The following is an 11,856-nucleotide window of genomic DNA, read 5'->3' as shown; positions in this document are numbered from 1 at the left end:
GCGGGTGTAAAGGAACGCCGCAGCGTATCCCTTCGTCGCGGCGTTTCTTCGGGGAAACCCGTCGACGACCGCCTCGCCCGATGGTGCGAGCGGGTTCAGCGGGCGTCGACCGGGATGAAACCGTCCCGGTTGGGCATGCGGATACGTGCCAGCGATACGGCATCGAGCGTATCGCCCCCGTGAATGATTCCGTTGAGAGACAACAGATAAGCCGTGAGCGCATACACCTCGTCGTCGCTGAGGCTGCGGGGGGCGGTGGGCGGCATGCTGCGGCGGATATAGTCGAACAAGGTCGTCGCATACGGCCAGTAGGTGCCGATCGTTTTGTCTGGAGGATTGCCGCGCAGTCCGTGCGCGCCGCCAGCCAATTCGTCGGCGCTCCCACCGGAACCCCGAATGCCATGGCAGGCTTCGCAGCGAGCCGCGTACAGCGCCTGTCCGTCCGCGACAGTGCCGCGCCCCGGCGGCAGTCCGGCACCATTCGGGAAGACATTGATGTTGATGGCCGCGACCTCGGCCGCGGAGAGGGCTTGCCCCAAGCCGGGGCCCGCGACCGGGAAAGCGGGTGCCGTAAGCAAGCCCAGCAACAGCGCAGAGGCGAACTGCGGCCCGCGACGTGCGGTGCGTTCCTCGAGGCGCGCAGCGGATGGGGCTGAGGACTCAGGCATAGACATGGCTCAGGCTCCCGTCCTCCGACACTTCCCAACTAACGATCGCATTGTAATGAAAGTAGCCGTGGCGTCCGCGCTCGGCGATTAGCGCTGGCCGCGTCGGCTGGACGTAGCCGGTTTCGTCGGTGGCGCGACTCTGCAGAATGCAGGATTCGCCATTCCATCGCCATGGCAGCCGGAATCGCGTGAAGCAGCGGGGTAACACCGGCGTCTGCAGGTTGGCGTCAATCCAGCTCTTGCCACCATCGGTCGAGACCTCGACGCGTTTGATGACGCCGCGACCGCTCCAGGCCAGGCCGCTGATCGGGTACCAGCCGGGAGCGGCCAGATGCTGGCCGGGGGAGGGCCGGGTGATCACCGATTTGGCCTCGATGACAAAGGTGAATTGCCGCGCCTTGCCCGATGGGAGCAGTTCGGTGTACCTCGCGGTCTCGTTGCGAGCCATGACGGGTTCCGTCGCGGCCTGCAGGCGGCGCAACCACTTGACGCTGAGCACGCCCTCCCATCCCGGCAGCACCAGACGGAGCGGGTAGCCATTCTCCGGTCGGAGCCGCTCGCCATTCTGATACAGGGCCAGCAACGCGTCGCCGCGCGCCTTTCCGATCGGAATGCTGACGTTCATGGCGGCCGCGTCGGCGCCCTCGGCGATCAGCCACTGCGCGTCGGGATGCAGGCCGCATTCCTCGAGAATCACGCTCAGAGGCACCCCCGTCCATTCGCTGCAGGAGGCCAGGCCGTGCAGGCTGCCGGCCGGTGCCTGGAGCGGCTCCTCGTTCCAGCCGCTGTTGCTGTTGCCGCCGCATTCGATGAAGCATTGCTGAGAGACCATCGGGTAGCGGAGCAGATCGTCGACCCCGAAGGACAGAGAACGCTCGAACAGTCCGTGCAGGTAAAGGCGATGTCCGGCCGGGTCGATCTGTGGAACCCCATTGTGGTGCCGCTCGAAATGCAGCCCGTTCGGAGTAAGGGTCCCTTCCAGGTCATGCAACGGTGTCCATGACAGGCCGTTCCCGGATACCGCGCTGTTGGCGGCGATCAAGCGGATGACGGCCTTTTCATGAGGTGAGGGCAGACCATAGTTCGAGAACGGCTGACCGGGGCGGGTCATCCATTGCGGGGTCGCGGCTGCTGCGCGTGACTCCGGAGCCAGTCCGGCGAGTACCGCGGCACCTCCGGCAGTGATGCCGCGGCGAAGGAATTCACGCCGCGCCGGGGTTTCCTGATCGGTTGATCGGGAGGCATCGGACTCGGTTTGGGCTTCTTCGGAAGCGTGCATTGGCGATCCGGTGGGTGATTCGGGTTTACGCAGCTGCAAGTTCGGCGATTATGCCGGAGGATCGCAACGGCGCCCAGACTGAGTGCCTTCGGGGGAAACCCGGCTGCGTCCGTGGACGGGCTCGGCCGTCCCTGGCTCTGACGCCAACCAGGAATGGGGCTCACGGACTTTGCCGAGCAGCGTTCCGCCACGCGCACCGCAGGGTTTTTCTTGAGCCCGGTCTGCGTTAACGTACCCGAGGCACGCGGGATTCGGATGTACCGGACCGACGGCGCTGCGTCTTCAACGGTCGACTGGAACGCGAGTCCTCATGATCCCCTATCGGGATACGATCCCTTGCCGGTATACGCCCTGGATAACCTGGACCCTGATTGCGGTCAACGGCGTCATTTTCCTGTACACCTCGTTGCTGTCGGAACGCGTCCGCGGCGAACTGTTCTATCGCTACGGCCTGGTGCCGGCCCGTTACACCTGGTCGGGCTGGGAGCAATGGGCCCATCTGACGGCACCCGACTATGCGTCATTCGTCACCAGCATGTTCCTGCACGGCAGCTGGATGCATCTGATCATGAACATGTGGTTGTTGTGGATTTTCGGCGATAACGTCGAGGACCGCATGGGTGGGGTGCGCTTCATCAGCTTTTATCTGTTCTGCGGTTTGTTCGCCGGCATCCTGCAAATCTATTTCAGTCCGTCATCGCTGGTGCCGACCGTCGGTGCCTCAGGCGCGATCGCCGGAGTGATGGGCGCATTTTTTTTTCTGTATCCATATGCCCGTATCGTCATCTGGGTCTTCTTTCTGCCACTGTTTGTGCCGGTGCCCGCGATCGGTTTCGTTGGGGTCTGGGTGATTCTGCAACTCTATAAGGCAACCAGCGGCTTTGTGAATGCCGCCGGGTACGCAGATGTCGCCTGGTGGGGACATGTCGGTGGTTTCATCGCAGGCACCCTGAGCTACCGCCTGTTCCTGTTGTGGGAGCGTCGGCCGGGTAACGCCCGCTGAAGGGGTACCCTTGACTCATCGGTCGCATCCTTCGGAACAGCTCGCACACCACGTCGACAAGGACGCGTTCGTCCGCGCGTTGCGCCGAAAACTCGGCCCGGAAGCAGTGCTGGCGGATCCGGAGGACCTCCGTCCGTACGAGTGCGATGCCCTGTCCGCTTACCGCACACTGCCGTGGATCGTGGTGTTGCCGCAAAGCACGGCAGAGGTGCAGGCGGTCATGCAGTTGTGCCACGCGGCGGGCGTGCCGGTGGTCGCGCGGGGTGCCGGAACCGGCTTGTCGGGGGGCGCGCTGCCGGTCGAGAATGGCGTCTTGCTCAGCCTGACGCGGCTGAACCGGATCCTGGCGATCGATGCCCCGAACCGCTTGGCAAGGGTCCAGCCTGGGGTCCGGAATGCTGCCGTGACCGAGGCCGTCGCGCCGCTCGGCTTGCTGTACGCCCCGGATCCGTCATCGCAGATTGCCTGCACGATTGGCGGCAACGTTGCCGAGAATTCCGGCGGTGTGCATTGCCTGAAGTACGGGCTGACGGTGCACAACCTTACCGAGATCAAACTCGTTACGGTCGAAGGCGAGTTACTGACCGTCGGCGGGATGTCGCTCGATGCTCCGGGTTACGACCTCCTGGCCTTGCTGACGGGTTCGGAAGGGCTGCTGGGCATCATCGTCGAGGTGGTCGTCAAGCTGATCCTGCGGCCGGCGTCTGCGCGGGCATTGCTGGCGGCCTTCGACGACATCGGCGCAGCCGGGGCTGCGGTTGCGAACATCATCGGCGCCGGGCTGCTGCCGGCGGGTTTGGAGTTCATGGACGCGGTGACCATTCGCGCGACCGAGGCGTTCGTGCATGCGGGCTATCCGGTGGGGGCTGCAGCGATTCTGCTGTGTGAGTTTGATGGCTTGCCGGAGCAGGTCGACGCCGACGTCGCCGCGGCCGAAGCGATCCTGGTTGCGGCTCGCGCGACCGAAGTCCGCCGCGCTGCAGATGACGCGGAGCGCTTGCGCTTCTGGATGGGGCGCAAGGCCGCCTTTCCCGCGGTGGGACGGATCGCCGCGGATTACTACTGCATGGACGGAACCATTCCACGCCGCTGTCTCGCGGATGTGCTGCGTGGAATCTCGACGCTTGCGGAGGAATTCGGGCTCGGTGTGGCGAATGTCTTCCATGCCGGGGACGGCAACCTGCATCCACTAATCCTTTACGACGCCAACCGCCCGGGGGAGTTGGAGCAGGCCGAGCGGCTCGGGGCGAGAATCCTGCAACTGTGCCTCGACGTTGGAGGTACGGTCACCGGCGAGCATGGCGTCGGGGTCGAGAAAATCGACCTGCTCTGCCGCCAGTTCCCTGCGGCAGAACTGGCCCAGTTTCACGCCGTTAAGCGGGCTTTCGACCCGCACGGTTTGCTGAACCCGGGGAAAGCCGTGCCCAGCCTGCGCCGCTGCGCGGAACTCGGTGCCATGCACGTGCATGGCGGGCAGCTCCCGTTCCCGGAGCTCGAACGCTTTTGAACGGGACAGCAGGCGGCATCGGGGCACTGCCGGATGCAGATTGCGAAAGCGCGCTGCAGGACGATGTCCGGGACGCTCTGGCGCGGCGACAGCCACTGCGCATCGTCGGCGGGGGTAGCAAAGGCTTTCTCGCCCGTTCGGCCGAGGGCGAAGCGCTGGGCGTGGCGGACCACCGCGGGATCCTCGCCTATGAACCGACGGAACTCGTCGTGACGGCGCGGGGCGGAACGCCGCTGGCGGAACTGGAGGAGGTACTGGCGGAGGGAGGACAGATGCTCGCCTTCGAGCCACCGCATTTTGGGGCGAGCGCGACGATCGGGGGCGCTATTGCCTGCGGCCTATCAGGGCCGCGTCGCCCCTTCGCCGGTTCCGCCCGGGATTTCGTGCTCGGGGTGAAGCTCCTGAATGGGCGGGCCGAGACGCTCCGGTTTGGCGGTACGGTCATGAAGAACGTGGCCGGCTTTGATGTATCGCGCCTGATGGCTGGGGCCTGTGGCACCCTGGGCGTGTTGCTGGAAGTCTCGCTCAAGGTCTTGCCGCGACCCCGCTGCGAGTTGAGTCTGAGCTTCGAGATGAACCCTTTGTCCGCACTGCAAGCAATGCAGGACTGGGCCTCGGGGTCCTGGCCGCTCTCCGGACTGGCCTATGACGATCGGCTGCGGGTTCGTCTGTCGGGCAATGAGTCCGCGGTGCAGGCGGCACGGCGCCGTCTCGGCGGCGAGCCTGCCGAGTGCGGGGCCGATTATTGGCGCGCGCTACGGGAACAAGACCTGCCATTTTTCGCGGGCGCGGCCGATCTTTGGCGACTGTCGGTGCCGCCCGCTGTTCGACTGGCCCCGCTGCCGGGGGAATGGCTTTACGACTGGGGTGGTGCCCAGCGCTGGCTGCGCACGAGCGCTCCGGCCGCCGAGGTCTTCGCCGCGGCGGCGTCGTGCGGGGGCCATGCGATGCTTTTCCGGACACCAATGGCTTCGGCGGCCCGTTTTCAGCCCCTGGAGCCCCGCCTGATGGGCCTGCACCGATCTCTGAAAGCGGCTTTCGATCCCGATGGCTTGTTCAATCCCGGGCGGATGTACGAGGGTCTTTAGAGCGTGCAGACTCGGCTGACCGATGGGTTCCGGAACACGCGGGACGGCGCCGCAGCCGACGCGGTGCTCCGCGCCTGTGTGCATTGCGGGTTCTGCAACGCCGCCTGTCCGACTTACCGCCTGCTTGGTGATGAGCGTGACGGACCGCGTGGCCGGATCTATCTGATCAAGCAGGTTCTGGAGGGCGCCGCCGCAACACAGCGAACCCAGACGCATCTGGACCGCTGCCTCAGTTGCCGGGCATGCGAGACCGCCTGCCCCTCGGGAGTCGAATACGGCAAGCTGCTCGAGATCGGGCGAGAAGTCGTCGAACGCGATGCCGGCCGCCCGTGGATTGAGCGAGTCCAGCGCGCTGCGCTGCGCGCGATTCTGCCGTATCCGCGCCGCTTCGCGCCGCTCCTCGCACTGGCGCGCGCGGCTCAGCCGCTGCTGCCGGTCGAATGGCAGCGCAAACTGCCGGCGCCGCGTCGCGCGCTGACTTGGCCAGCGCGGCGGCATGCCCGTCACATGGTGGTGCTGAACGGCTGCGTCCAGTCGGTCACTGCCCCGGGTATCGATGCGGCCGCGGCCCGCGTGCTCGATGTGTTGGGAATTTCGCTGGTCCACGCGGCGGCGAGCGGTTGCTGCGGCGCACTGAGCCAGCATTTGGCTGGCCGCGACAAGGGCTTTGGTTTCGCGCGGCGGAATATCGATGCCTGGTGGCCGGAGATCGAGCGAGGCGCCGAGGCCATCGTGGTCACCGCCAGCGGCTGCGCCGTAACGGTCAAGGACTATGGCCGCCTGCTCCACGACGATCCGGTCTATGCGGCCAAGGCAGCGCGCGTGGCCGGCATGGCGAAAAGCCTGGGAGAGGTGCTGGCCAGCGAGCCGATCGGGGGTCTCGCCGGCAAACTCTCGGGCCGGGTCGCATTTCATGCGCCTTGCACCTTGCAGCATGGCCAGCGACTGGCCGGCCGTGTCGAAGGGCTGCTGACGCAAGCTGGACTCGATCTGGTGCCCGTGGCCGATGCCCAACTTTGTTGCGGCTCGGCCGGCAGCTACTCGTTATTGCAGCCGACCGTCGCGGCACGGCTGTTGGCAGACAAGATCGCCGCGCTGGAACGCAGTCAACCGGAACTGATCCTGACCGACAACATCGGTTGTCTCCTGCATCTTCAATCCGGGACGAAGACGCCAGTGAAGCACTGGATCGAACTCCTGGCCGAATCGATTGCAGCGAACGGCGACTCCGACGCCTGCCCCGGGTGACTATTGACAGCCGCGGGTATTGGGCATACACAGCGTTTTCGGGTGTCGCGCGTCCAAGGGTGGCTATCCGGAATTCAGACCAAGACAAGCGCCGCCAACGCAGTGGCGTCATCAGTGGAGGAGACTTTCCATGCAGAGACTCTATTACCTCACGGGCAACCTCGACAGCACCGAGCAGATCTCCATCGATCTGCATGCCGCAGGCATTTCGGACTGGAACTTCCATGTCTGGAGCAAAGACGAGGCCGGGCTCTACAAGCGCCATATCCACTCGGCGAACTTCATACAGAAGCTGGACGTGGTGCGCTTCGCGGAGCGCGGTGCGCTGATCGGTTTCCTGTGTGCCCTCGCGGCGACTGGTTATGTCATCGTCAGCGACCCCTTCGGCCCGCAGGTGGGCGGGCTCGTCTATGTTGCGATCTTCGGCTTCATCACCCTGTTCGGCGCCTGGGTCGGGGGGTTGATGGGCTTGGCGAAGGAGAACCAGAAGCTGGCCGCCTACCATGACGAGATCGATGCCGGGAAGTATCTGATCATGATCGATGCCCGACGCTCGGAAGAAGACAGGGTACGCGGGTTGATGGCCGCGAAGCACCCTGAGGCCGTCTATCTCCGCACGGGTTCGACGTTGGTGAATCCATTCAAACCCGCACCCAAGCTGGCCTAGCCCGGCTACGCTGCTCGGCGGGGGGCGCCGCCCCCGCCGAGTCGCCGGCAGGGTCCCGAAATTCTGATAGAATACCGGCGCTCTCAGATCAGGCCCAGGCCGAAAGCCGTCACTGCGAGCGCCCACTGAATGACACTCAAGCTTTATATCGAAACCTTCGGTTGCCAGATGAACGAGTACGATGCCGCCAAGATGCGGGACGTGCTCGCCAAGTCGCACGGCTTCACCGAAACGCGAATACCCGAAGAGGCGGACCTGCTGCTTCTGAACACCTGTTCGATTCGCGAAAAGGCCCAGGAGAAGGTCTTCTCCCAACTCGGTCGCTGGAGGCCTCTCAAGCAGAAGCGTCCGGACGTGCTCATCGGCGTGGGCGGGTGTGTGGCCAGCCAGGAAGGCGCGGCGCTGCAGGAGCGTGCCGATTACGTCGATCTGGTATTCGGACCGCAGACGCTGCATCGCCTGCCGCAAATGCTCGATCAGGTGCGTCATTCGGGACGGGGTGTGGTCGACGTGTCCTTCCCGGAAATCGAAAAGTTCGACGCGTTGCCGGAACCGCGGGCCGAGGGCCCCAAGGCCTTCGTGTCGATCATGGAAGGGTGCAGCAAATACTGCACGTTCTGTGTCGTGCCCTACACCCGTGGCGCCGAGTTGAGCCGGCCGGTCGATGACGTGGTCGGCGAGATTGCCGCCCTGGCGGTGCAAGGGGTGCGCGAGGTGAATCTGCTGGGGCAGAACGTGAACGCATACCGCGGCGTCACGGCCGATGGCGACATCGCCGATTTCGCCTTGCTGCTGTTCTATGTCGCCGCGATCGACGGGATCGAGCGCATCCGCTTCACGACCTCGCATCCGGTCGAGTTCAGCGACAACCTGATCGATGCCTTTGGTGCAATACCGGAACTCGTCGATCATCTGCACCTTCCGGTGCAGAGCGGCAGTGACCGTATCCTGGCATTGATGAAAAGGGGCTATACGCGGAGCGACTACATCCGCAAGATCGAACGGCTTCGCGCGGTGCGCCCGAATATCAGCCTGTCCTCGGATTTCATCGTCGGCTTTCCCGGCGAAGACGATCCCGACTTTGAGCAGACGATGGATCTGATCGAGACGATCGGCTTCGATCAGTCTTTCAGTTTCGTCTACAGTGCGCGGCCAGGAACCCCTGCTGCCGAAATGGACGACGACGTACCGCTGGAGGTCAAGCGAGCCCGGTTGGCCCGGCTTCAGTCCCGAATCAACGACATGGCCGCCGACATTTCACGACGCATGGTGGGTAGCCGCCAGCGGGTGCTGGTCGAGGGCCACTCGAAGAAAAGCTATGCGGAACTTTGCGGGCGCACCGAAAACAACCGGGTCGTCAATTTTCCCGGTAATCCCCAATGGATCGGCCATTTCGTCGACGTGATGATTGCCGAGGCCCTGCCGAACTCCCTGCGTGGGCGTGTCTGGGACGATGGCGTCGCTCCCGCTCCGTCGGTGCACGCCGGGACTCATGACCAGGTCGCTGCTGTCCTTGCTTAGTCGTCATCCCCACGCACTGCATCTGACCCTGGAGCCGGCCGATAACGCGCGGCTGGCCAGTGTCTGCGGTCAGTTCGACGAACATTTGCGACAGATCGAACGACGTCTCGGCGTCGAGATCGCCAGTCGCGGGAATCAGTTCGAGATCATCGGTTCAATGGAGCCGGCGCGCGCCGCGGTAGGCTTGTTGCAGAGCCTGTTCGAAGAGAGTCTCAACGAGCCGATTACACCCGAGCGCGTGCACATGTCGCTGCAGCAGGCGAATGTCGAGGCCCTCGCCGGTGGCGAGGCGCCGCTGGATGACACGGCCGCAATACGGACAAAGCGCGGCGCCATCATCGCGCGCGGGCCGAATCAGCAGGCCTACCTCGCGAACATCCGGCGTTTCGATATCAACTTCGGCATCGGGCCCGCCGGCACCGGCAAGACTTATCTCGCCGTTGCCTGCGCGGTCGCCGCACTCGAGAGGGACGAAGTCAGGCGACTGGTGCTCGCGCGCCCGGCAGTGGAAGCCGGGGAAAAACTCGGATTTCTGCCGGGCGACATGGCGCAGAAGGTGGACCCCTATCTTCGGCCGCTCTATGACGCGCTGTACGAGATGATGGGTTTCGAGCGGGTCGCCAAACTGCAGGAACGGAACATCATCGAGGTCGCGCCGCTCGCCTTCATGCGGGGACGGACTTTGAACGACGCGTTCGTGATTCTCGACGAGGCGCAGAACACCACGACCGAGCAGATCAAAATGTTCCTGACCCGCGTCGGTTTCGGCTCGAAGGTCGTCGTTACCGGTGACATTACCCAGATCGACCTCCCGCGCCACCGGGAGTCGGGCCTGCGGCATGTCATCGAGGTGTTACGTGAGGTCGAGGGCATCAGCTTTACCTTCTTCAATACGCGTGACGTCGTGCGGCACCCGCTGGTGCAACGCATCGTTGCGGCCTACGAGGCCTATGCGCAAGATTCCAACAGTTCGGATGCTTGAACTCGAACTGCAACTCGCGACGGACTGTGAGTCGGTACCATCGCGTGAGGACTTCCAACGGTGGTCCGAGCAGGCTGTCGCGCAAGCGGACGCAGAGCTGGTGATCCGTGTCGTCGATCGGGACGAAAGCGCCGACTTGAACTCGCGTTACCGGGGCAAGGCAGGCGCCACCAATGTGCTGAGCTTTCCCTTCACTGTGCCGGCAGGCGTCGTCACCGAACTCCTCGGGGACCTCGTTCTGTGCGCGCCCTTGGTCGAAGAGGAGGCCGCAGCGCAGGGCAAGACCATGGAAGCGCACTGGGCCCATCTGACCATCCATGGTGTTCTGCATCTCCAGGGCTATGATCACCAGTCCCCAGACGAGGCGGAGATCATGGAGGCGAAGGAGGTGGCGATCCTGGCTCAACTCGGCTACCCGAACCCGTATGAGGAACTCGCCGGCGCATGAGTGAAGGGCCGAACGTCGAGCATCGGAGCTGGCTGGACCGGCTCAGTCATTTTCTGGCCGGCGAGCCCGAGGATCGGGATGATCTGCTCGAGTTGCTGCGCGACGCCGAGAAGCGGGGGCTGATCGAAACCGAGGCGCTCGCGATGATCGAGGGCGTGATGCAGGTTTCGGAACTCCGCGTACGCGATATCATGATCCCGCGGGCGCAGATGGTCGTCGTCCCGCAGGACGCACAACTCGAGACCATCCTGAGCCTGGTGGCCGAGTCGGCCCATTCGCGCTATCCGGTCATTGCCGAAGACCGCACCGAAGTCGTTGGCGTGTTGTTGGTCAAGGATTTGCTCGTCCACAGTCTTAGGGATCGGCAAAGGCCGGTCCGCGATATCATGCGGCCGGCCCAGTTCGTACCCGAGAACAAGCGGCTGAACGTCCTGTTGCGCGAATGCCGGACCAATCGCAGCCACATGGCGATCGTCGTCGACGAATACGGCGCGGCGGCCGGGCTCGTGACCATCGAGGACGTACTCGAACAGATCGTCGGTGAGATCGAGGACGAGCACGATTTCGGCGACGAGGAATACATCTTTCGTAAAAGCGACCACGAATTCACGTTGAAGGCGCTGACACCGATCGAAGAGTTCAACGAGTATTTCGGCACGGATTGGAGCGACGACGCCCATGACACGATCGGCGGGCTGATCGTCCATCGTCTCGGGCATGTGGCACGGCGCGGCGAGAAAGTCGATATCGGACCGTTTTCGTTCACGGTACTGCGCGCCGACAGTCGCCGTGTTTACATGCTGAAGCTGGTCCGACTGGCCGCGGGCGAAGGCGTCTCCGACGCCGGCCGTGGCGACTGATAAGGGCCGACAGCACGCGTCGCCGCATCGCGCTGATTCCCATGTCAGCGGTTCCGGTATTGGGATATCGGTGTCGCTGAAGCGAGCGGGGCGGGAGTGAATCTGCCCCCAGACAACCCCGTTTTCAGGAGGAGCAACCGATGAAATTCCCCGAAGTCACTTCCCGCATGCCCGTCAAGGGTGGTCGGTTCCGGTCCTCCGGCCGTGTTCTGCTTGCGGTGTTGGTCATCAGTGGTGCGGTGGAGCCATGCCGCGCCGAGGCGCCGCCGCCGGCATCGGCCTGCGCGCCGGATGCCGAAACCACGGCCGAAGGCATCGGGCTTCAGGCCGCAAGTGTCGTGTCCAGTGTGTTCTACTTGCCCGCCAAGTCCGTGATGGCTCTGGCCGGGGGGCTGGCTGGAGGGATTGCCTATGCGTTTTCCCTGGGTAATCTGGAAATCGCCGAGGGTGTGTGGGGCCCCAGTGTCTATGGCACCTACCTGCTGACCCCGGAACATCTGAGCGGCTGTAAGCCGATCGAATTTTTCGGCACCGTGCCGACGGCAGCACGCTGACGTTCTGGGGAGTGGCCGCCGCGTCTTCGAG

Annotated in this window: 12 protein-coding genes; 10 read left to right on the top strand and 2 right to left on the bottom strand. The window is 64.2% G+C overall.

Annotation, left to right across the window (positions count from 1 at the left end; translation table 11 throughout):
* Nucleotides 1–95: 95 nt before the first annotated feature.
* Nucleotides 96–674 carry a c-type cytochrome gene (locus BWR02_RS14370; RefSeq protein WP_236102260.1) on the bottom strand — a complete coding sequence of 193 codons (579 nt, stop codon included), beginning with the start codon at nt 672–674 and terminating at the stop codon, nt 96–98.
* Entirely contained in the window at nt 661–1,947 is a 1,287-nt protein-coding gene (soxC, locus tag BWR02_RS14365; RefSeq protein ID WP_139558634.1) for a sulfite dehydrogenase, read from the bottom strand. Before soxC ends, BWR02_RS14370 begins: the two co-directional genes overlap by 14 nt.
* 310 nt (nt 1,948–2,257) lie before the next feature.
* On the opposite strand from soxC, the gene BWR02_RS14360 reads away from it, so the two are divergent.
* The 10 genes from BWR02_RS14360 (at nt 2,258) to BWR02_RS14315 (ending at nt 11,825) form a co-directional block, all read left to right on the top strand.
* Nucleotides 2,258–2,950, top strand: coding sequence for a rhomboid family intramembrane serine protease (locus BWR02_RS14360; RefSeq protein WP_139558633.1), 693 nt, complete (start codon nt 2,258–2,260; stop codon nt 2,948–2,950).
* Between the two features lie 10 nt (nt 2,951–2,960).
* Nucleotides 2,961–4,457, top strand: coding sequence for an FAD-linked oxidase C-terminal domain-containing protein (locus tag BWR02_RS14355; RefSeq protein WP_139558632.1), 1,497 nt, complete (start codon nt 2,961–2,963; stop codon nt 4,455–4,457).
* Entirely contained in the window at nt 4,454–5,545 is a 1,092-nt protein-coding gene (gene glcE / locus BWR02_RS14350) for a glycolate oxidase subunit GlcE (protein ID WP_236102258.1), read from the top strand. Before BWR02_RS14355 ends, glcE begins: the two co-directional genes overlap by 4 nt.
* 3 nt (nt 5,546–5,548) lie before the next feature.
* Nucleotides 5,549–6,793: a glycolate oxidase subunit GlcF gene (gene glcF, locus BWR02_RS14345; RefSeq protein WP_139558631.1), complete on the top strand. Its 1,245-nt coding sequence runs from the start codon at nt 5,549–5,551 to the stop codon at nt 6,791–6,793.
* 130 nt (nt 6,794–6,923) lie between these two features.
* Nucleotides 6,924–7,460 carry a hypothetical protein gene (locus tag BWR02_RS14340; RefSeq protein WP_139558630.1) on the top strand — a complete coding sequence of 179 codons (537 nt, stop codon included), beginning with the start codon at nt 6,924–6,926 and terminating at the stop codon, nt 7,458–7,460.
* 129 nt (nt 7,461–7,589) lie between these two features.
* A complete protein-coding gene (gene miaB / locus BWR02_RS14335) occupies nt 7,590–8,981 on the top strand; it encodes a tRNA (N6-isopentenyl adenosine(37)-C2)-methylthiotransferase MiaB (RefSeq protein WP_139558629.1) in 1,392 nt (463 codons plus the stop codon).
* The gene (locus tag BWR02_RS14330; protein WP_139558628.1) at nt 8,953–9,963 is read left to right on the top strand and encodes a PhoH family protein; all 1,011 of its coding nucleotides are present in this window, start codon (nt 8,953–8,955) and stop codon (nt 9,961–9,963) included. The genes miaB and BWR02_RS14330 overlap by 29 nt, the downstream gene beginning before the upstream one ends.
* Nucleotides 9,956–10,411 (top strand): rRNA maturation RNase YbeY, encoded by a 456-nt coding sequence (gene ybeY / locus BWR02_RS14325; RefSeq protein ID WP_139558627.1) that lies wholly within the window; start codon nt 9,956–9,958, stop codon nt 10,409–10,411. The genes BWR02_RS14330 and ybeY overlap by 8 nt, the downstream gene beginning before the upstream one ends.
* Complete coding sequence (locus BWR02_RS14320) at nt 10,408–11,271, top strand: CorC family transporter (protein ID WP_139558626.1); 864 nt, start codon at nt 10,408–10,410, stop codon at nt 11,269–11,271. Before ybeY ends, BWR02_RS14320 begins: the two co-directional genes overlap by 4 nt.
* Nucleotides 11,272–11,411: 140 nt before the next feature.
* The gene (locus BWR02_RS14315) at nt 11,412–11,825 is read left to right on the top strand and encodes a hypothetical protein (RefSeq protein WP_139558625.1); all 414 of its coding nucleotides are present in this window, start codon (nt 11,412–11,414) and stop codon (nt 11,823–11,825) included.
* The last annotated feature ends 31 nt before the right edge of the window (nt 11,826–11,856 follow it).

Source organism: Methylotetracoccus oryzae, assembly GCF_006175985.1.
Taxonomy (GTDB): domain Bacteria; phylum Pseudomonadota; class Gammaproteobacteria; order Methylococcales; family Methylococcaceae; genus Methylotetracoccus; species Methylotetracoccus oryzae.
Note: the sequence above shows the minus strand (reverse complement) of the source record. Positions and strands in the feature narration are given on the sequence as shown.